The organism is Methanococcus mangrovi (assembly GCF_054506835.1).
Genome location: NZ_CP197114.1, coordinates 74,611 through 95,138, shown reverse-complemented (window position 1 = coordinate 95,138; position 20,528 = coordinate 74,611). Strand labels below are relative to the sequence as shown.

The following is a 20,528-nucleotide window of genomic DNA, read 5'->3' as shown; positions in this document are numbered from 1 at the left end:
AATTTAAAAACCATAAATTTCTTTTATTTTAGAGTTTGCATGCCTTAAAACATCTCTTAACGGAATATTTAAAATTTTTGCAATTTTTTTCAAATCTTCAAATTCTGGTTTTATATTTACAATTTCACCATTTAAATCGGATATTTTCACGTCAAATTCAAAATCAATTTCATTTATATTAATTTTTAATTTTTCAATTCTTCTTTTGGCCCTGATCTTATCATAATGGTTAATCCTAACTCCAAGAGTTCCTGTTTCTTCAATTAAAATTTTTGCAAATTTTTCGTGGGAGTGATATGGACATATTACAGAAATCATACTTGATGGCCGATTTTTTTTACCGAAAACTGGAGTTATGAATACATCGGGTGCCCCTTCATTTAAAAGCTTCTCAACTGCATATGCTAAAACTTCTGAAGATATATCGTCAATATTAGTTTCCAAAATTACTGTTTTTTCAATTATTTTTTCGTTCGTGTTTCCTTCAACGAGTCTTAAAACATTTGGAATATTTTCCATTCGTTTAGTTCCTGCACCATATCCCGTTTTTAAAAGAACTATTTCAGGATAAGATTCGGTAAATTCATCTGTAACGTTTGAAAGAATCGCAGCTCCCGTTGGAGTTAACAATTCAAAATCAGAATCTACTTTTGAACATTTTAATTCGTGTTTGCATAAAATTTCAAGTGTTGCAGGTGCGGGACTTGGAATAATCCCGTGATCCATAGATATTCTTCCATTTCCAAGTGCAGGCGGTGTTGAATAAATTTTTCCATTTAAAAATCCGTTTCTGTCTAAAATTAATATGGGTAAAACTATGTCAAAAACAGTGTCAAGCGAAGAAATTTCGTGCAAATGAAAGTGATTTCCGTGAAGCTTTTCTTCAGCTCCAATTAAATCGTTTATTATGTTTTCGCAAATTTTAACCCCTTTTCCAGAGATTTTTAAATTTTTAGAAGTATTTATGATAATTTCTTTTAATTCGCCGGGATTTTTTATTCTTTCTTCATCAATTTCAATTTTTAACTGTTTTGCAGAAATTCCATTTACTTTTTCATCTATTACAGATACCTTAAAGGAGTTGCAACTTTTTAATTTTTCCAATTCCAAAATTACTTCATCCATTAAATCATAGGAATTTGTAAGTGCAAGTAATGATGAAACAAACATGTCTCCAGACATTCCTGCAATTTTTGGGTCAATTACTAAAACTTTTGTCATATTATCACGGAATACAAGTGTTAAATGTAACTATATTTCTGTTAAAATTTAAATATTTTTAAATAATCAAGTTTTTCAAAACAAAACAATTAAATTCTAAATTTTATAAAATTTGAAAAATACAATAATTAAAAAAAGTAGCTTTGATTAATATATTACTATTAATATTTTGAAATTCCAATTTTGATAAATTATTTATACCTGTAAAATATATCGAAGAGGACATTTCAAGAAATTCCAATATATAATTGTGATAAAATGTATATATTTAAGATTGCATACGACGGAAGATTTAGTTTTCAGACACAGCCTCACGGAGAAACGGTTTGTGACAAAATTTCAGATGCACTTTTAGACTGTGAATATTTAGAAATGAAAAATAGAATCCCATTATACCACGGGGGAAGAACTGACCTTGGCGTATCTGCACTTGGAAATTACGTTGTCTATGAAATGGACAAAAAGCCGGTACTTCCAAGAGTCCAGTCTAAACTTAAATGGGACGGAATATGGGTTTTGGGATGTAAAGAAATCGATACATTTCCCGAAATAGAATACCGGCATTACCAGTACAATTTACCAAATAAAAATCACGATGTCGAATTAATGAAAAAGGCATCTAAAAAACTTATTGGAACACATTATTTCCAGAATTTAGCAAGGCGGGATAAGACAAAATTCAAAGACCCGATTAGAACCCTTTACGACATTAAAATATCTTCAAATGACTATTTCGTCACAATTGATATTTTCGGAGAGAGTTTTCTCTGGAACATGGTTCGACGAATCATAAGGCTACTTTCAGACGTTGGAAAGCACAAATTCAAAAACCCTGAAAAATTTATCGAACTAATCCTGTCAGAAGATTACAATAAAGGTTACCCGCCATCTCCTGCCGAAGGTTTAATACTTGTTGATGTCAAAACTAATATTGACTTTGATATTGATACTTATGTCCTTAGAACCTTTAAAAATAGCTGGGAAAAATCATTGAACAACAGTTTAATGAGACTTGGGCTCTGCAAAACAGTTTTATCAAAAACCTGAAAAAGAGTGATATTTTGAAGTACATTTCCTCAATAAGTGTTGATATATCTTCAAATGATGTTGAAACAAACGAATTTGTTAATGAAAAAATAGAGCGAGAACTCCAGCCTGAAATGGCAAAACTTGGTGTAAAATCAAAAATTACAAACGTTACCGGGGATGATATTGTAATTTCATCTTTCGTGCCGGAAGACAGACTTGAAGAAGTTAATAAAATCGTGTTTAAGTTACTTCACAAACACGCTGAAGGTTTTGATGATTTAAATGGTGTTTCAAAAAATCCTGAAACTGCAGGCGAAGGAGTTTCTTATGCACTTTCTAAAACAGCTTCAGAATATGGAGATTCACTAATAATCGGGTTTGACACTTATTGCGGCGAAGACTTTGTAAATGAAGCTGCCCTCTTTGTTGAAGAAATTGGAAAAAAATTTGGATATGATTCATCTTCAAGTGTTTCAGATGTTCCTAAAGAAATTCCTGGAATTGGATATTCGGGAGTTTCTACTGACGACCCTGTCGTAGTAATCACCCTTGAAAACGTGAAAAACTTGCAAAAAATTGCAGGTATGATTTACGGCGGGCTTTTAGGATTTGAAAATGTTTATTTCGTTAAAAGGGGTTCTCCAACCAGTATAATGCCCCCTGGAGTAATATACACGATGACTGCCTTTTTAAATGGAAATGCTATCGACCTGTATGACGGAATAAAAAGAAAAAATAACATGCTATAGAAAATTTGGAAAAATAAAAGTTGAAAATATGGACGTACACGTTATAATACTGGCATTTACATCATTATTCTCTATACTAAACCCATTTGGAGTAATCCCGACGTACCTGATTTTAACAAGCCAGTACTCCAAAATTGAAAAAATAAAAATAATACGAAAATCTATGCTCGCAGCGTTTGCAATTTTAATGACGTTTGCACTGCTCGGTAATCAGATTTTAGGGTTTTTTGGAATATCTATTCCTGCAATCAAGATTACAGGCGGAGTTTTACTGTTTTTGATTGCACTTGATATGATTCAGGGAAACACCTCAAAAGTTGAAAAAACCCCGAAACTTGAATCGCATTTGAAAAGCCACAGCGAAGAACTTGATGAAATGAACGAAATCGCAATAGTGCCGTTAACTGTTCCATTACTTACGGGACCCGGTTCAATCAGTGCAGTTATTGCCATGATGGCACAATCAAGTGACTTTGATGGAAAAATTTCAGTAATTATTGCAATATCTCTTTGTATCATCGTATCGTACTTTGTACTAAAATTCTCAAAAGATTTAGAAAAAATGCTTGGTAAAATCGGCTTTAAAGTACTTACAAAGATGATGGGTCTGGTACTTACTGCAATATCTATCCAGATGGCCCTTGATGGAATATTAATGGTCTTTGGATAAATTTAAAAATTATATTCTCTTTTTAATGAATTCCTATTATCGGACCAGATATGTTCCAGAGCCCAAATAATATAATTATTGCCCCGCTAATCAGTGGCAGCCTATTTACATTTTCGTTTTTCATGTATTTTTCTAAAAAATTCTTGCTTTTTACAAATAGTATCGAAAATAATGCAATACTCATCGCAAGCCCGATACTAAACACGATTACGTAAGTTAGCCCATCAAAAATTGCGTTATTTGAAATACTAAATAACAATACTGCAAGTGCAGCAGGACACGGAACTAAACCTGCAGATAATCCTATGGCTAATGCTCCTTTATTCGTGTCGATATGGTGTTTGTGGGGAAAATAATAACTTTTAACAATCCATAATCCAACCAATAAAAGAATAACACCACCAAGAAGTTCCATTATTGTATTTACATACGCAATATTGAGATATTTAACTAAATAAATTGAAAAAAGCCCTAATAGTAATATGATTGATACGTGTGAAAACAAGATTGTAGAACCAAGGGTAAGCGTTTCTTTCAGATTTGCATTCGTTCCCATCACGTATGCTGCCATTACCGATTTTCCGTGGCCGGGTTCAAGTGCATGCATTGCGCCAAGTAAAAATGCTGAAAAACCAATAATAAAATCCATAGCAATCACTTTTGATACATTTTCTTTTAAATTTGAGTAATACTTTACGGTAAATAACAAAACTTTGCCAGTATTTGATATTACGATTTTAGATATATTTACACTAAGTTAATACTTAATATTATTTTATTTTTAAAGATATATAAATATGTGATTACTATAAAGTTTTCTTAAATAACACTAAATAATTATTTAGTTTTTATCATATCACTAAATAATATTTTAAAAAAGTTTTTTAATAAAAATCAGCATTTAGTTTAAGATTATTTAATCAGGATTCTCATGCCGACAAGTAGTAGCAATATTCCAAATATTTTAATAAGCGTTATGGGCGATTTTTGAAGCCCAAATAATCCAAAGTGGTCAATTAACGCACCACTTATCAATTGAACCCCAACAAAAATTGAAAATGCGGAAAGCGCCCCAAGTTCAGGTACGACAATTAATGAAAGCAGAACAATTATAACGCCCATAATTCCTCCAAGAAGATAAACGGGATTTAAACTTGGAACTTTTGAAAGCTGTTTAATTGAAGAAGGGTCACTAATTAGGATTATTAACCCGATTAAAAAGAGTCCGATTAAGAAATTTACAAATACTGCATTTTTAGAACCGATATTTTGCCCCAATTTTGAATTTACCACTGGTTGAAGGGATGCTACAAATCCAACAACAATTGCAAAAATTAACGCCCACGTCTTATCCATAAGTTTCCCTTAAAAATATAAAAATAGATTATTATTCTTTTTTGTAGTATACAGTCTGCGTAGGGAATGCAAATTCGATATTCTCTTTTTCAAATTCTTCTTTAATCTTGATATTTACTTCATCTTTCGTATTTAAGAAGAAATCAAACCCAAAATCTCTTACAAAGTATTCTACCCGTAAATCAAGTGAAAAACTTCCGAATTCAACAAATGAAACCCTTATAGGATCTACAACTCCGTGATGTTCATTTAAAACGTTTTCTATTATTTCTTTTGCACGTTTTACCTTGTCAACCGGAGTATCGTAAGTTAAACCAATTGTTGCTTTTACCTGCCTTTTTCTCCGTTCTGAGAAGTTTTCGATTTCCGTTTGAACGATGTTTGCATTTGGAACAGTGATTATGGTGTCTCCAAATGAACGAACACGGGTACTCCTGATTCCAACTTCTTCTACGATACCCTCTTTTCCGCCCCATTTTATCCAGTCGCCTAATTTAAAAGGCCTGTCAACGATTATAATAAATCCTGCAATTAAATTTTCAATAGTATCTTTTGCAGCAAGCGCAACTGCCAAACCACCAATACCAAGTCCTGCAAGAAGTGCTGAAATGTTATAACCGACATTTGATAAAATAAGCAATAAACCTGCAATTAAAATCAAAAATTTGACCAATTTTCTCATTAAAGGGACAAGCTGGTCATCGAGTTTATTTTCTGACTTTTCTACAATTGGAACAACATAATTTACAATTATGTCATCTACAATTTTAAGTAAAAATAAAACTCCTGCAAAGGTTATTGCCACGGTTAAAGATTCATTAAGCCATAACGCTAAATTTTCCGGTAAAATTAAGCTGTTTGAACCGTAATATAAAAATAAAACGAATACTACGATTATTAACGGAATTTCTACTGCATCGAGTACTACATCATCTAATTTTGTCTTTGTTTTTCCTGCAAGAACGCGTACATACTTATTTAAGAATATGTACATTACTTTTCCAAAAAATACTCCAAAAAATATGAATATTAAAAATATCATGTACGAATATAATGTATTTCCAAAATATAATTGATCTAACGCCATATTTTCACTATTAATCATCATTCATTCATTTTTTCGCGAATAGGTCTTAAAATTTCAATTAATTGGTTTGAAACGAGGTTTTTAACATCCATTGGGTGAAGCCCTTCAACGTATGCATTTTCTAAAGCTTCATAATTTTCTAAAACTAAATCTCCACCGAATTTTTCTGGCCTTTTCACAGTTGCAGGGTATTTTAAATAGTATTTAGCAATTTCTAAAACAGGATTTCCCGAAACTTCTTTCATAGGGCAGAATGCGTTTTTCATTTTTTTCTGAATTGTATCTTCATCATCATCTACTGCGATGAAGTTTCCTTTTGAAGAAGACATCTTACCTTCGCCATCAAGTCCTGTTAAAACAGGGTTGTGTATGCATACTGGAGCTTTGTAGCCCATGCTCGGCAAAATTTCCCTTGAAAGCATGTGAATTTTCCTCTGCTCCATTCCACCAACTGCAACGTCCACATTTAGGTGTTTTATATCGTTTACCTGCATTAGTGGATATACCACACTTGCGACTTTCGGGTTTTCGTCTTCTCTGGCAATTACTTCCATACTCCTTCTTGCCCTGTTTAAGGTGGTTGAAAGTGCGAGTTTGTAGACATCGATTGTATACTCGTCTTTTAACTGAAACTCGCTTCCGTAAATGTAATCTGCAACAAGACCCATTGCTTCAAATACTTTTCTGTTTTCTTCACCGAGAGCCCTTACTTCTTCCATTGTTCCTTTCTGGTTTAAGTATGCGTGTAAATCGGCTAACAAAATTATTATCTTAAATCCTGCCTTTTGAAGGTCTATCATCTTTCTTATCTGCAAGTAATGGCCCATGTGAATTCTGCCACTTGGTTCAAAGCCGATGTATGCAATTTTTTCTTCTTTTTTTAAAAGTTCGGTTAATTCTTCGATTGACACTACTTCTGAAGTGTTTTTTAAAATATTTTCTAACATATTTTCGCCTGAATTTTACAAATAACAATAAAAACGTTTTCGTGATTTAGAGTTATATTTAGATTTTATTTAAAATATAGCATATCTGCTGCCAAAATTAATATTATTTATACTAATGTCTACCTTCACGATTTATACTTTTCTGATTTTTTTATAAAACTGATAAACCCAGATTTAAAATAATACATAAAAATAGCAAACAAACAAAAAAATTTAAAAAATATTCCAAATTTTAAAATAGGTATATTATTTTATAGATTTCTTTCCTTTTCTTCTCGTTTTTTTAGTTTATTGTAAACTGCACTTTCCAAATCCCGATATTTTTCATGCGATTTAAAAAGTCTTTCTAAATTAAAGCTTTTTTTAATCCGATTTCTCATATTTTTCCTAAATTTCCAGTGGTCAAGCATTTCATTTACGCTCGAATATGAAACATGTACCATAATCTCCCTCCATTATAATACAATTATCTTTAAAAACAGTTAAATAGATTTTTAGAGTTTTAAGGTCGTTAAAAAAATACGTAAAAAAATTAATCAAAATTAACAGAAAATAGCTTTAAAATAGTTAATTACTCTTTTTTAAAATTTTGAGAATAATCATAAAGAATAGAGGTATCCTGCAAATATTTGAGGTTATTAAAATTTATTGAACTTAAACAATCAGATAGAAGTTTTGCAGGACTATTTACCCATATGGGCAATAATATATATAAGATTTTTGACACGCGTTTTACGTAAAGTTGCAGGTTTTAACAGACTATTTTTATTTTGCCAATACTTTTATATTTTTGAGTCTTAAGATATAACTACATAGTTTTATATAGAACCCTGTTTAACTTTTTTGAAGTTTTGTATCTATTTTGAAGAGACTGTTTTGGAATCTGGTGAGAATTATGAAAAGAATAATATCAATTAAAGGAACTGAAGAAGAAATTATCGAAATCTGCGAAAGAATATCCAAATTAGGTATCGACTATTCTTTTGACGCAAAAGCAAACTATGCAGAGAATCGGGCATACAACAGTGCAAGAATAAAAATATTTGGCGATGAAAAGTATAAACTTGCAGAAGACCATAAAAATATACTAACTATCATCGATACAGTTCATAACAAATACAATAGAGATGTTAAAGGATTATTTGAATACAAATTAAATGATTTAAAATATCCGGTAAATAAAGACCTTGTATTGGATACTCTTTCTGCATTAAAAATTAATTTTAAATATTTAAAAGATGAAAACGTAATCAAGTGTGAACAAAAAGTAGAAGAGATTAACAATATCTTAAAAGACATTCTTGATATTTACTCTGAACTCAACTTTTATAATATTGGTTCAAAACCTGTTAAAAACGTGATAACTCTTGCCGCATACATAACAGGGCGAGATATTGATGAATTAATTGAAGAAGGACTTGAAAAAGAACTATTTAGAGAAGAAGACGAAAAAATTGTTCTTAATAAAGATATAGATTTAACAAGAAAAGAACTTTTGAGCGTGAAAAAATGAACTACATTAACATTCTTGAAAAAAGCAAAAACTTTATCGAATTAGAATTGGTAAATGACGACCACTCTTTAAGCAACTTGATAAAAGAAGTATTATTATCTAAAAAAGGTGTCGTTCTCGCATCATACGGTATAGAACACCCTGTTTTAGACCCGGATACCGGAAGATATATTTCAAACCCAAGAATCATGTTAAAAACCGATGAAAAAATCGATGCAGAAAAAGTTTTAAAAGAAGCTTTAAAAGACATTGTTGACCTCTGCAACAAAACTCTTGAAGAATTATAATTAATATATATTTAGTGAATACCTCTTTTTTAACCTGAAAACTAAAAAAACAGAACCGTGCCTATAACAGTATTTTAAAAAAGCGACTTTTTTACCCAGTAACTTATAAATAATAGTAAGTGATAGTATGTCTGCCCCATGTTTACATCGCATTGGTGCGGTTAAATAATTACAGGAGGCATCAACATGGACAGTGCAAAAATACTGAACGCAGTGAAGGAGGCTCGAACTCTTGCTAAGCCGCGAAACTTCACGCAATCCGTTGATCTTATCGTTAACTTAAAAGAGTTAGATCTTACAAGACCTGAAAACAGGTTAAAAGAACAGATCGTCTTACCAAGTGGAAGAGGTAAGGACGTAAAGATTGCGGTTATTGCAAAAGGTGACTTGGCTGCTCAGGCAGGAGACATGGGCCTCACTGTAATAAGACAGGAAGAATTAGAAGAATTAGGTAAAAACAAAAAAACAGCTAAAAAAATTGCTAACGCACACGGCTTCTTTATCGCTCAAGCGGATATGATGCCATTGGTAGGTAAATCTTTAGGTCCAGTTTTAGGTCCAAGAGGTAAAATGCCACAACCAGTGCCTGCAAATGCAAATTTAGCGCCTTTAGTTGCCAGATTCCAAAAAACTGTTTCAATCAACACAAGGGATAAAGCATTATTCCAGGTGTACATTGGACACGAATCAATGAGCGATGAAGAGCTTGCTGCAAATGCTGAAGCAATTTTAAACGTAGTGTCCAAAAAATACGAAAAAGGGCTCTACCACGTTAAAAGTGCATTTACAAAACTTACAATGGGCGCAGCTGCTCCTATAGAAAAATAGAGGGGTTGAAAATATGATCGACGCTAAATCAGAACATAAGATTGCCCCTTGGAAAATTGAAGAAGTTAATGCATTAAAAGAATTACTTAAAAGTACAAGCATTATTGCATTAATTGACATGATGGAAGTTCCTGCGGTACAACTCCAAGAAATCAGGGACAAAATCAGAGACCAAATGACATTGAAAATGTCAAGAAACACACTCATGAAAAGGGCAATTGAAGAAGTTGCTGAAGAAACCGGAAATCCTGAATTTGCTAAATTAGCAGATTACTTGGACAAAGGTGCTGCAATCATTGCTACCGAAATGAACCCATTCAAATTATACAAAACACTTGATGAAAGCAAAAGCCCTGCACCTGTTAAAGGAGGCGCTACTGCACCATGCGATATCGAAGTTAAAGCTGGTTCAACAGGAATGCCACCAGGACCTTTCTTAAGTGAATTGAAAGCAGTTGGAATTCCTGCTGCTATTGATAAGGGTAAAATCGGAATCAAAGAAGACAAAGTCGTTGTAAAAGAAGGCGAAATTGTCTCACAAAAGCTTGCTGTTGTACTCTCTGCATTAAGTATTAAACCAGTTACCGTTGGTTTAAACGTACTCGGAGTTTACGAAGATGGTGTTATTTACACTGAAAGCGATTTAAAAATCGATGAAGAAGAATTCATCGGAAAAATCCAAAAAGCTTACACAAGCGCATTCAACTTGTCAGTTAACGCTGTTATTCCAACAAGCGCGACAGTTACAACAATCGTTCAAAAAGCATTCAACGATGCAAAAGCTGTATCAGTTGAAAGTGCATTCGTAACAGATAAAACAGCTAACGCAATCCTTGGAAAAGCTTACGCTCAAATGATTGCTGTTGCAGGTCTTGCTGGCGATGACGCTTTAGACGAAGAATTAAAAGAAAAAATGTCATCAGGCGCAGCTGCACCAGTTGAAGAAGCTCCTGTTGAAGAAAAGAAAGAAGAGAAAAAAGAAGAAGCTGCACCAGCTGCAGGTCTTGGAATGCTCTTCTAAAATAATTTATAATAAAATACATAAAAATATATATAGAAACGGATAATTTCAAAAAAAGGTTCATGCATCTTGGAGGTGTACTTTATGGAATACATATACGCAGCATTATTATTAAATTCCGCAGGTAAAGAAATCACAGAAGACGCTGTTAAAGCTATCTTAGTAGCTGGCGGCGTTGAAGCAAACGAAGCAAGAGTTAAAGCTTTAGTTGCTGCTTTAGAAGGTGTTGACATTGCAGAAGCTATCGAAAAAGCTGCAATCGCACCAGTAGCTGCTGCTGCTCCTGCAGCTGCTGCAGCTGCACCAGTTGAAGAAAAGAAAGAAGAGAAAAAAGAAGACACAACCGCAGCTGCTGCTGCAGGTCTCGGTGCTTTATTCGGATAATTACATTTCCGAATACTCTTTTTTTATTTTGGGCATATAAATTGATATATCCAAATATATAATCCAACATATAAACGTTTATATACTATATAAATAGAAATTTATAGAGATATATAAACTGGTGAGAATTATGGAACCTGAAATCAAAATCGTAAACGTGGTTGTATCAACCCAGATCGGAACTGATATTGACTTAGAATATGCCGCAGATATATTGGATAACGCAGAATACGAACCAGAACAGTTTCCCGGACTTGTTTGTAGATTAAGTGAGCCTAAAGTTGCACTTTTGATATTTAGAAGTGGTAAATTAAATTGCACCGGTGCAAGAAGCAAAGAAGATGCAGTAATTGCAATAAACAAAATAATTAAAGAGTTAAAAGATGCGGGAATGGACATCATCGACAACCCCGAAGTAAATGTACAGAACATGGTTGCTACAACCGAACTTGGAATGGAACCTAACTTAGACGATATATCCACGTTAGAATGCACAGAATACGAACCAGAACAATTTCCAGGATTAGTTTACAGATTAAGCGATCCAAAAGTTGTTGTTTTAATATTCGGTAGTGGAAAAGTTGTAATTACAGGATTAAAAGTGATTGAAGACGCGTATATAGCATTTGAGAAAATATCTAAAACATTAAAAGAACTTGAAGAAGAATTATACTAAACGGGATAATCGTGATTGCAATAATTGATTATAATGCAGGCAACTTAAGGAGTATCGAAAAGGCACTTGAATTATACACAAAAGATATTGTTGTTACAAGTGACCCTGAAATTCTTTTAAGTGCTGACAAGTTAGTTCTTCCAGGCGTTGGAAATTTTGGAGATTCGATGAAAAATATTTCCAAAAAAACTGGAGACTGTTCTTTAAATGAAATAATTAATAAATGCGTTCAAAAGGTTCCATTTTTAGGAATTTGCTTAGGAATGCAGTTATTACTTGAAAAAAGTGAAGAATGTCCAGAAATCCCTGGTCTTGGAGTAATAACTGGAGACGTTATAAAATTTAGACATTCTGAAAAAATTCCCCATATGGGTTGGAATACTGTAAATCAGGTTCAGGATATTCCCCTTTTTGAAGGAATAACAAATAATGAATATTTTTACTTTGTACACTCGTACCACGTAAACCCTTCAGAAAAAGACGTGATTTCAGGAACTACTAATTACGGCTATGAATTCCCATGTGTTTTAAACAAAAAAAATGTTTATGCTACTCAGTTCCACCCTGAAAAAAGTGGTAAAAACGGTTTAAAAATGATTGAAAATTTTGTTGAATTAATTTAATTGATTTTTTAAAAAACAAAATTAGAACTTAAATTACTTCTTTTAATTTTTGTTTTGCTTTTTTCTTAAGATATATATTTCCCAAAAACCCTGCAAGGAGCGGGAGTGGTGTTCCAATATACATTAAACCACCAAATGCCGCAAGACCTTTTTTAAATCTTGAACAGTTGTAGTTTACAATATTATCGTCTTTTTTAACCATTGATTTTAGAAGGGCTTTTTCTGAAGCGTAAATCACGTTATAGCTCCACAAAATTATATCTGAAAGTGGTGTTGGCGTTCCTTCGTACGTTGTTTTTCTGTGCTTTATTGCATCATATAAATCATCTGCACAGTTTCCTTCAAATTTAGTATGTCCATTTCCAATCATTCTTGCTAAATGCGCATCACTATCTCCCAAAAATGCAAAAGGGGATTTGTGGTAGTTTTTTAAAACTTTGTCGAGTGCAATGTTGTTTACAATTCCATCCCTGTGGTATGCATTGTAGACTTCGACACCGTCAAAATTAAGTTCAAACATCTTATCTCCAATTGCTTCACAAATTGGGCTGTATGGGTGAGGACATACTGCAAGTCCCCCCTGTTCATGAATTCTTTCGATGGTTTCTTCTGCGCTAAGTCTTTTTGGAATATCTTCATTCAAAAATAATCCTAAAATTTCGCCATCTTTTGACATTATCTCGCTTCCAACTACAACTTCAATTCCGAACTCTTTTTCATATTTTTTTGTCTCAAGAGCACCTTTAATCGTGTTGTGGTCAGTTACCGCAATTATCTCCATGCCATTTGATTTTGCACATTTCAATACCTTTAAAGGCTCTTCAACCGAATCTGGAAATTTTAAGCCCATGTAATTCATCATTCCAGAATATTTAGTGTGAATGTGCATATCTGCTTTAAATACATTATTTTCCATGAGTTCCCTCAATAAATTATTACATTAAATTAATGTAGAAGTTCTTTGAGTACTTTGGGTAATATTTTGATAATATCTGTTGAATTGTAATAATACCCATACTCTTTTTCCAGTAAATCTCCAGAATATCCAGTTATATAAGTTCCACAGCATGCTGAAGGGAATGCTTCATTACAGGAGTAAATTGAACCTATAATCCCACATAATATATCTCCAGTACCGCCAACAGTCATTCCCTGATTTCCAGTAATGTTCATTTTGATATTGTTAGAATTAAATACTATATCAAGACTTCCTTTTAAAACTACTGTCGAATTAAATCCTTGATTTTCAATATAATTTTTGATATACTCAAATTCTTTCTTGTGCGGAGTGAATATAAAATTATTTCTAAATTCAAAATTACCATAATCAATCAACTTTATTGCATCCGCATCAATAACTACTTTTCCATTTGTTTCAGTAACGTAAGAATTTACAAACTCCTTTGTATCGGAATTTATAGAAATTCCACTTCCTAAAATCGTGCAATCATAATTTTTAGACAAATTTAAAAGTTCATCAGTATTTTCCAAACCGAGATACTCCCCATTTAATTCATAGGGTATTAATTCTGGATAATTTTGAACTGTGTTTATAACATTTGGAACTGAAGCAACTGTCACAATATCTGCAAATTTGGAAGCTGCAAGAGCTGAAAAAACTGGCGCACCATGATATTCTTTCGATCCGCCAATAACCAGTACTTTTCCATTCTGTCCTTTGTGGGAATTTTGTTTTCTTTCGTTTAAAAGATTAAAATCCCCTTTTCCAATCATATTTTCAATATATTTTGGAATTCCGATACTTTTAACAACAAAATTTTTGTTTTTGTTTTCGACCTTTCTTTTATGAAGTATAACTTCGATATCGGATTTTAAATTTCCAGTTTGGATATCTACACTTACTATTTTCAAATTTTCATAGTATTTGGTCTTTAAAACATTTAAATAATCAACAATTATTGAATAATGATTTTTTAAGTTTCCAGTAACTCCTGTTCCAAGCATTGCATCAATTATCAGTATATTATCCCGTTTAAGTCCACTTTCAAGTGTTTTAAATAATTCCATCACATTTTCGTTTTCTAAAATATTTATATAATCTAAATTTTTGAAAAATTCCATGTTTTTTATTATTTCAAAATTTTTCTGAGATTCAGGCGTTTTTATCCTGCTTTCGCTACCAATTAATACGACAAATGTAGCAAAATTATTCGCTAAGTGTCTTGCAATAACAAAACCATCTCCCCCATTATTTCCCGTACCGCAGAATACATAAACTTTTGAAAAATCAAAGTTTAAATTAGCAATTTCTTCGTAAACTGCCCTTCCAGCATTTTCCATTAATTTTTCTTTTGAAATTCCATACTGTTCGGAATTTTCGTCAATCACCTTTATTTCAAAAGAAGATACGTCCTTTTTATCATTAATATTAAGTTTTGCTCTTAGCTCTTCAAATTTTAAAATATTTCCTGTTTTCTGAACGCATTTGATGTCTTTCATACCCTTCAACACCCGAAAACTGAATTTAACACGAACTTCAATCCGAAAAATACATATATTAAATTAAACTGTAATTACCTATTGTTAATTATTATTAATTATAATTATGTTTACCAAAATATAACAAACCGAGGGATTTACGTGAACAATCTTGAAGGAATATTCAGCCCAAAATCAGTTGCAGTAATTGGTGCATCAGAAATTGAAGGAAAAGTTGGGCAGTCTGTGATGAAAAACCTGTTGAACTTTAAACAGCACGGTGGAAAAGTATACCCGATTAACAAAAAATACAATGAAGTATACGGGATTAAATGCTACGGCTCTGTTTTAGACGTTCCTGAAACTCCAGACCTTGTAATCATATCAATTCCTGCAGAATATGCAGTAGATGCCATGGAAGAATGTGGAAGAAAAGGAGTAAAAGCGGCAATAATTATTACGGCAGGATTTGCAGAAACCAACAACCACGTGTTAGAAGACAGATTAAAATCAATTATTGAACAGTATGGAATCAGAACAATCGGTCCAAACTGTCTTGGTGTGATTAATCTTCACAACCATTTAAACGCATCATTTAGTAAAGAATTTTCAAAAATGGGAAATATCGCATTTATATCACAAAGTGGAGCAATCATGACTGCACTACTCGATATTGCAAATTATTACAACCTCGGATTTTCAAAAATCGTGAGTATGGGTAACAAAATCGATGTTCAAGAGTATGAACTGTTAAATTACCTTGAAAATGACCCCCACACAAAAGTTGTAGCGCTTTATATTGAAGGTTTAAAGGACGAAAAATTCATCAGCGCTGCTAAAAAAATTTCAAGGAAAAAACCAGTAATTGTTTTAAAAAGTGGAAAATCAGAAGAAGGTGCAAAAGCTGCTTCTTCACACACAGGAAGCCTTGCAGGAAATAACGCAGTATATGATGCAGCATTCAAAAAAAGCCGTGTATTTAACGTAGAAAGCTTTGAAGACCTCGTAAATCTTTTAAAAATCTTTTCCGTACAGCCACCAATGAAAACCAAAAAACTTGCTGTTGTAACAAACGCGGGTGGATTTGGTGTTTTGGCAGCAGATTCTGTTGAAAAATGTGGGCTCGAACTTGCAGAATTTTCAGCAACAACTGTTTCTGAATTGAAAAAATATTTACCAGACACATCGGGTATTTCAAATCCATTGGATTTAATCGGGGATGCAGATGTTAATAGATACAAACACGCATTTGAATTGGTTGAAAATGATCCAAATGTAGATGGTTTACTCGCAATATTGACCCCCCAAGGAATGACCGATGCTCTTGGTGTTGCAAGAGAACTTGTAAAACTTAAAAACTACATGATATGTAAAAAAGATAAAATTCCAATTGTTGCATCATTCGTTGGAGGAACTTCAGTATTGGAAGCAAGAAGCTACTTACAAGAAAAAGGAATTCCATCATTTATCTGCCCAGAACTTGCAGTTAAAGCATTAGCTTGTTTATACAGACAAAGCCACCTCATGGACAAATACGACAGTCCTGAATACTTAAATGAAATCAGAACCGAAATAGCAACTGCTAAAGCTAACAACCAGGAAAAAATTGACGAACTGCTCGCAAATGCAAACGAAAGCAATTCAAAAGAATTTTTAAAATTGAATGGATTTGCAATTCCTGAAAAATTTGTTGCTATAACTAAAGAAGAAGCTAAAGAATACGCTGAAAATTTAGGAAAAGTAGTAATGAAAGTTGTTTCAGCAGATATTTTGCACAAATCAGATGCAGGCTGTGTGATAATTGATCCAAGTGATGCATCCGAAGCATTTGAAACGATAATGAAAAATGGAACAAAATATTTGTCAGACAGAAAAATCGATGGAATAATCGATGGTGTTTTGATCGAACAGTTTGTCACAGGAAAAGAAATTATTATCGGTGCTAAAAGAGACCCGGTATTTGGACCTGTTGTCATGACTGGACTTGGTGGAATATTCGTAGAAGTTTTAAAAGATGTTTCTTTTGGAATTACCCCCATAACAAAAGAATACGCTGGAGAAATACTCGAATCCTTAAAATCATATAAAATCTTGGAAGGAGTTAGAGGCGAAAAAAGAAGCGATATCGAATTCCTAAAAGAATTGATCGTTAGAGTTGGAGTTTTAATGGAAACTTACGAAGAAATAAGTGAAATTGATATCAACCCTGCATTTATTAAAGAAGAAGGCCAAGGCGGATTCGTTGGAGATGCATTAATTATAACAAAATAATACAATAAAAAAATAGAAAAAAATGAGGTATGCTGTCTTTAATCCCAATCAGGGTTCTTAAATTAACAGCATCCACCTGCTCCTTTTACTGCCAGGTATTTTCCGCTGAAAACGGATTTTTTAACGATAATATATACTTCGTTTAATACCTGTCTGGCCATCTTGTCGATAAAGATTCTAAAATCTTCATCGTAAATTTTTTCATCTGTTTCAAGGATTTTACTTGCTGTATCGATCCCGAATTTAGGGCCTCCTCAACCAAATCCTTCGAAAAACACGATCAAGTCTTTTGAACCAGTATCGCTTATTTTTTCGTTTATAAACTCCATTGCTTCTTCAGAAATTGTTACAGGGATCATATTTTTCACCTTTCTGTACATGAATATATTAGATTTTCTAATATATTAATATATAACAGGACTGAGATTTAAGGAAAAAAGATAGATATATATAAAAATTCAGCGAAAAGTAGTTATTATAACCGTTGATTTTCAATTAATACTTATTAATTTAAACTTTGGAGGCAATTATATGCAACAAATGGTTCCGGCATCAGGATACGATAGGGCAATAACCATATTCAGCCCAGAAGGAAGACTTTATCAGGTTGAATATGCTAGAGAAGCAGTGAGACGAGGAACCACTGCAGTAGGAATTAAGTGTAAAGATGGGGTAGTTCTTGCAGTTGATAGGAGAATTACAAGCAAATTAATCGATGTTTCATCAATCGAGAAGATATTCCAGATTGACGACCACATTGTAGCTGCTACATCAGGGTTAGTTGCTGATGCGAGAGTTTTAATTGATAGGGCGAGACTCGAAGCACAGATGAACAGGGTTTCTTATGGTGAAGCAATCACGGTTGAAGCACTTGCAAAAAAAATCTGCGACATCAAACAGGCATACACCCAGCACGGCGGCGCAAGACCATTTGGTTTAGCACTTTTAATTACAGGAATTGACAGACACAGCGCAAGATTATTTGAAACTGACCCAAGTGGTGCTTTAATTGAATATAAAGCTACAGCAATCGGTTCAGGAAGACCTATTGCAATGGAAGTTCTTGAAGCTAAATACGATGAAAAAATGACTGTTAGCGAAGGAATGGAATTAGCACTTTACGCTTTAAGCAAAACTACCGAAGAATTAAAGCCTGAAAATATTGATATGGCAATTGTAAAGGATTCTGGAAAATTAGTTGAAAAAATAAGTGTTGATGAAATCGAAAAAATCGTAAAAGCTGTTTACAAAAAAGTTGAAGCTGAAGAAGCAGAAGCTGAAAAAAATAAAAGCGAAGAAAGTACTGAATAAATTAAATTAAGATAAATTGAAAATAAATACCTAAAAAAACCCGTATTATTGTTTTATTTAATAGGGGGAAAGGTATATAAATAAAAGAAGGGATAGATATGGTGTCATTGGACGATGCTGTTATAGCAAGGCTTCAATCACATGGGGAAAAATTCGAAATACTCGTGGATCCATACTTGGCAGCTAAATTTAAAGAAGGACAGCCAATCGGTATCTCAGAAATCTTGGCTGCTGAAGCAGTCTACAAAGATTCTGGAAAAGGAGAAAAAGTTCCAGAAGATGTACTTTTGAAGATTTTTGAAACCCTGAATCCTTTGGAAATCGCAGAACAGATTCTAAAAAAAGGAACTGTTCAGTTAACAGCTAACCAGCGAAAAGAAATACAAGAACAAAAGCGAAAGCAAATCGTGTCTTTAATTTCGAAAAACACGATAAATCCTCAAACTGACACTCCACACCCGCCGAAAAGGATTGAAAACGCTATGGAAGAAGCTCGAATCAGCGTTGATATTTATAAAAGCGCTGAAGAACAAATTCCTAAAATTATTAAGGAATTGAGGAAACTTTTACCCATTAAGTTTGAAAAAAGAGATGTTGCAGTTAAAATTCCCGGAGAATTTGCTGCAAATGCATACCATACACTTCATGAATACGGCGCAACTAAACAGGAAGAGTGGCTGGGCGATGGTTCTCTTGTTCTTGTAATTGAAATTCCAAGCGGTATTGAAAGCGAATTTTACATGCATTTGAACAAACTTACAAAAGGAACTGTTCAAACTAAAGTACTTAAAAGATATGATTAATCAATTTACGGATAGAAACAGGTGAAATGATGGTAGAATTTAGCCACACTAAAAAAATTGGTTCAGCAGGAAGATTCGGATCAAGATACGGTAGAAAAATCAGAGTAAGATTAAGAGACGTTGAAATCAAACAGAACAAAGAATACAAATGTCCTGTTTGTGCATTCCCTAAATTAAAAAGAGTAGGAACCTCAATCTGGGTATGTGACAAATGTGGTGCAAAAATCGCTGGTGGAGCATACACTCCAGAAACTGGTGCTGGTAAGGTTGTTACAAAAGCTATCAGAAGAGTTATCGAAAGTAAAAGTAGAGAAATCTAATTTAATTATTTTTAAACCATTTGTTTTTTATTTTAAGCTTTTTTAGGTGATATTATGGCAGAGTACAGATGTTCCAACTGCGGAAAAATTGTAACTCTTGATGAGATAGGATTAAAAGCTAAATGTCCTCACTGCAGTAACAGAGTTTTGATAAAATTAAGGCCTAAAATAGTTAAAAAAGTTCAGGCACGATAATGATAATTACGACTTCCAGAAAACCTTCCCAAAGGACCAGGAGCCTTGTAAATGATTTAGCACGGGTTTTTAATTTTGAAATATTAAACAGGGGCAAAATTCCTTTCTCCGAGCTAATCGAAAATAAGGAAGATATGATAATTGTAGAAGAATTGAAGGGAAATCCTGGAAGGCTCAAAATATTTAATTTTGAAAATAACAAAATTCTCTCAATGAACCTATCCTTAAAACTTCAGAGGGAAGTTTCAGGAAAAGTTTTTAAAAATTCTGGAAAGTTGAGTTCAAAGTTCGATAAAAATACTGAAAATTTAAAAGAATTATTTTCCGAATATTTATTCAAAAAATTGAGTAATTATGAAGAAGAGAGTTCTGATGTTGTAATTACATTTAAAACGGTTGATGAGACCACGTTCTACATTGAAGTTCACAAAGACTCAGAAAACTTAGGTCCAAGTTTGAAGATTAAGACTGTAAAAATACTCGATATTGAATAGTGTTATTATGGCTTACCCAAAATTTACATTAAAACTAACTTTTGAAACCCCAAAAAAAGCTAAAATTATTTATGAATCTGTTTTTCCAGAACATGTCGCATCACAAGTTCGTTCAAAATGTGAAATGAACCTTTTTGAAAATTCAATTATTATATCGTGTGTTTCTGACGAATTGAGTATATTAAAAGCATCAATTTACTCGTATCTTCGTTGGATAAAAGTTGCAGAAAGTATATATAAACTAACAGAAGATGAATAATAATTGATATATAAAATGAGTTTAAAAAATAAATTAAAACTAAAA

General features: G+C 32.9%; 26 protein-coding genes. 17 read left to right on the top strand and 9 right to left on the bottom strand.

Annotated features, from left to right (window positions below; all coding sequences use genetic code 11):
* Positions 1–3: 3 nt before the first annotated feature.
* Complete coding sequence (gene larC / locus ACS5L2_RS00520) at positions 4–1,221, bottom strand: nickel pincer cofactor biosynthesis protein LarC (protein WP_459201817.1); 1,218 nt, start codon at positions 1,219–1,221, stop codon at positions 4–6.
* 258 nt (positions 1,222–1,479) lie between these two features.
* Between larC and ACS5L2_RS00515 the strand changes: the two genes are divergently transcribed.
* The 3 genes from ACS5L2_RS00515 to ACS5L2_RS00505 are packed head-to-tail and all read left to right on the top strand — an operon-like array spanning position 1,480 to position 3,669.
* Complete coding sequence (locus tag ACS5L2_RS00515) at positions 1,480–2,268, top strand: tRNA pseudouridine(38-40) synthase TruA (RefSeq protein WP_459201816.1); 789 nt, start codon at positions 1,480–1,482, stop codon at positions 2,266–2,268.
* A gap of 14 nt (positions 2,269–2,282) precedes the next feature.
* Positions 2,283–2,999 (top strand): hypothetical protein, encoded by a 717-nt coding sequence (locus tag ACS5L2_RS00510; RefSeq protein ID WP_459201815.1) that lies wholly within the window; start codon positions 2,283–2,285, stop codon positions 2,997–2,999.
* 28 nt (positions 3,000–3,027) lie between these two features.
* Positions 3,028–3,669 carry a MarC family protein gene (locus ACS5L2_RS00505; RefSeq protein WP_459201814.1) on the top strand — a complete coding sequence of 214 codons (642 nt, stop codon included), beginning with the start codon at positions 3,028–3,030 and terminating at the stop codon, positions 3,667–3,669.
* 22 nt (positions 3,670–3,691) lie between these two features.
* Here the strand turns inward: ACS5L2_RS00505 and ACS5L2_RS00500 are convergent, their stop codons facing one another.
* The 5 genes from ACS5L2_RS00500 to ACS5L2_RS00480 form a co-directional block, all read right to left on the bottom strand.
* Positions 3,692–4,318: a HoxN/HupN/NixA family nickel/cobalt transporter gene (locus ACS5L2_RS00500; protein WP_459201813.1), complete on the bottom strand. Its 627-nt coding sequence runs from the start codon at positions 4,316–4,318 to the stop codon at positions 3,692–3,694.
* Positions 4,319–4,581: 263 nt separating this feature from the next.
* The gene (locus tag ACS5L2_RS00495) at positions 4,582–5,025 is read right to left on the bottom strand and encodes a DMT family transporter (protein ID WP_459201812.1); all 444 of its coding nucleotides are present in this window, start codon (positions 5,023–5,025) and stop codon (positions 4,582–4,584) included.
* A 31-nt stretch (positions 5,026–5,056) separates the two neighbouring features.
* Positions 5,057–6,112 (bottom strand): mechanosensitive ion channel family protein, encoded by a 1,056-nt coding sequence (locus ACS5L2_RS00490; protein ID WP_459201811.1) that lies wholly within the window; start codon positions 6,110–6,112, stop codon positions 5,057–5,059.
* 17 nt (positions 6,113–6,129) lie between these two features.
* Positions 6,130–7,059: a tyrosine--tRNA ligase gene (locus ACS5L2_RS00485; RefSeq protein ID WP_459201810.1), complete on the bottom strand. Its 930-nt coding sequence runs from the start codon at positions 7,057–7,059 to the stop codon at positions 6,130–6,132.
* A 251-nt stretch (positions 7,060–7,310) separates the two neighbouring features.
* Positions 7,311–7,502 carry a hypothetical protein gene (locus tag ACS5L2_RS00480; RefSeq protein WP_459201809.1) on the bottom strand — a complete coding sequence of 64 codons (192 nt, stop codon included), beginning with the start codon at positions 7,500–7,502 and terminating at the stop codon, positions 7,311–7,313.
* Positions 7,503–7,954: 452 nt separating this feature from the next.
* Here ACS5L2_RS00480 and ACS5L2_RS00475 point away from each other — a divergent pair, with 452 nt between their 5' ends.
* The 7 genes from ACS5L2_RS00475 to hisH all read left to right on the top strand — a co-directional run bounded on the left by ACS5L2_RS00475 (position 7,955) and on the right by hisH (position 12,391).
* Complete coding sequence (locus ACS5L2_RS00475; RefSeq protein WP_459201808.1) at positions 7,955–8,572, top strand: DUF2067 family protein; 618 nt, start codon at positions 7,955–7,957, stop codon at positions 8,570–8,572.
* A complete protein-coding gene (locus tag ACS5L2_RS00470) occupies positions 8,569–8,859 on the top strand; it encodes a DNA-directed RNA polymerase subunit L (RefSeq protein WP_459201807.1) in 291 nt (96 codons plus the stop codon). Before ACS5L2_RS00475 ends, ACS5L2_RS00470 begins: the two co-directional genes overlap by 4 nt.
* 186 nt (positions 8,860–9,045) lie before the next feature.
* A complete protein-coding gene (locus ACS5L2_RS00465; RefSeq protein ID WP_459201806.1) occupies positions 9,046–9,687 on the top strand; it encodes a 50S ribosomal protein L1 in 642 nt (213 codons plus the stop codon).
* Between the two features lie 13 nt (positions 9,688–9,700).
* Entirely contained in the window at positions 9,701–10,708 is a 1,008-nt protein-coding gene (locus ACS5L2_RS00460; protein ID WP_459201805.1) for a 50S ribosomal protein L10, read from the top strand.
* Between the two features lie 84 nt (positions 10,709–10,792).
* A complete protein-coding gene (rpl12p, locus tag ACS5L2_RS00455) occupies positions 10,793–11,092 on the top strand; it encodes a 50S ribosomal protein P1 (RefSeq protein ID WP_012067791.1) in 300 nt (99 codons plus the stop codon).
* Positions 11,093–11,222: 130 nt separating this feature from the next.
* A complete protein-coding gene (locus ACS5L2_RS00450) occupies positions 11,223–11,768 on the top strand; it encodes a TATA-box-binding protein (protein WP_459201804.1) in 546 nt (181 codons plus the stop codon).
* A gap of 11 nt (positions 11,769–11,779) precedes the next feature.
* Positions 11,780–12,391 (top strand): imidazole glycerol phosphate synthase subunit HisH, encoded by a 612-nt coding sequence (gene hisH / locus ACS5L2_RS00445; RefSeq protein ID WP_459201803.1) that lies wholly within the window; start codon positions 11,780–11,782, stop codon positions 12,389–12,391.
* Positions 12,392–12,419: 28 nt separating this feature from the next.
* Here hisH and ACS5L2_RS00440 read toward each other — a convergent pair whose 3' ends face one another.
* Complete coding sequence (locus ACS5L2_RS00440) at positions 12,420–13,307, bottom strand: PHP-associated domain-containing protein (RefSeq protein WP_459201802.1); 888 nt, start codon at positions 13,305–13,307, stop codon at positions 12,420–12,422.
* A gap of 29 nt (positions 13,308–13,336) precedes the next feature.
* Positions 13,337–14,851 (bottom strand): NAD(P)H-hydrate dehydratase, encoded by a 1,515-nt coding sequence (locus ACS5L2_RS00435; RefSeq protein ID WP_459201801.1) that lies wholly within the window; start codon positions 14,849–14,851, stop codon positions 13,337–13,339.
* 141 nt (positions 14,852–14,992) lie between these two features.
* Here ACS5L2_RS00435 and ACS5L2_RS00430 point away from each other — a divergent pair, with 141 nt between their 5' ends.
* A complete protein-coding gene (locus ACS5L2_RS00430) occupies positions 14,993–17,101 on the top strand; it encodes an acetate--CoA ligase family protein (protein WP_459201800.1) in 2,109 nt (702 codons plus the stop codon).
* A 62-nt stretch (positions 17,102–17,163) separates the two neighbouring features.
* Here the strand turns inward: ACS5L2_RS00430 and ACS5L2_RS00425 are convergent, their stop codons facing one another.
* The gene (locus tag ACS5L2_RS00425) at positions 17,164–17,460 is read right to left on the bottom strand and encodes an iron-sulfur cluster biosynthesis family protein (RefSeq protein WP_459201799.1); all 297 of its coding nucleotides are present in this window, start codon (positions 17,458–17,460) and stop codon (positions 17,164–17,166) included.
* Positions 17,461–17,632: 172 nt separating this feature from the next.
* Here ACS5L2_RS00425 and psmA point away from each other — a divergent pair, with 172 nt between their 5' ends.
* The 6 genes from psmA (at position 17,633) to ACS5L2_RS00395 (ending at position 20,483) form a co-directional block, all read left to right on the top strand.
* On the top strand, positions 17,633–18,412 hold the full coding sequence (gene psmA, locus ACS5L2_RS00420) for an archaeal proteasome endopeptidase complex subunit alpha (protein ID WP_459201798.1): 780 nt from the start codon (positions 17,633–17,635) through the stop codon (positions 18,410–18,412).
* A 98-nt stretch (positions 18,413–18,510) separates the two neighbouring features.
* Positions 18,511–19,215, top strand: a complete 705-nt coding sequence (locus tag ACS5L2_RS00415; protein WP_459201797.1) for a ribosome assembly factor SBDS — start codon at positions 18,511–18,513, stop codon at positions 19,213–19,215.
* A 29-nt stretch (positions 19,216–19,244) separates the two neighbouring features.
* Entirely contained in the window at positions 19,245–19,535 is a 291-nt protein-coding gene (rpl37A, locus tag ACS5L2_RS00410) for a 50S ribosomal protein L37Ae (protein ID WP_459201796.1), read from the top strand.
* Between the two features lie 54 nt (positions 19,536–19,589).
* Positions 19,590–19,730: a DNA-directed RNA polymerase subunit P gene (locus tag ACS5L2_RS00405; protein WP_011869173.1), complete on the top strand. Its 141-nt coding sequence runs from the start codon at positions 19,590–19,592 to the stop codon at positions 19,728–19,730.
* Complete coding sequence (locus tag ACS5L2_RS00400) at positions 19,730–20,224, top strand: rRNA maturation protein (RefSeq protein WP_459201795.1); 495 nt, start codon at positions 19,730–19,732, stop codon at positions 20,222–20,224. The genes ACS5L2_RS00405 and ACS5L2_RS00400 overlap by 1 nt, the downstream gene beginning before the upstream one ends.
* A 7-nt stretch (positions 20,225–20,231) precedes the next feature.
* The gene (locus ACS5L2_RS00395; RefSeq protein ID WP_459201794.1) at positions 20,232–20,483 is read left to right on the top strand and encodes a KEOPS complex subunit Pcc1; all 252 of its coding nucleotides are present in this window, start codon (positions 20,232–20,234) and stop codon (positions 20,481–20,483) included.
* The last annotated feature ends 45 nt before the right edge of the window (positions 20,484–20,528 follow it).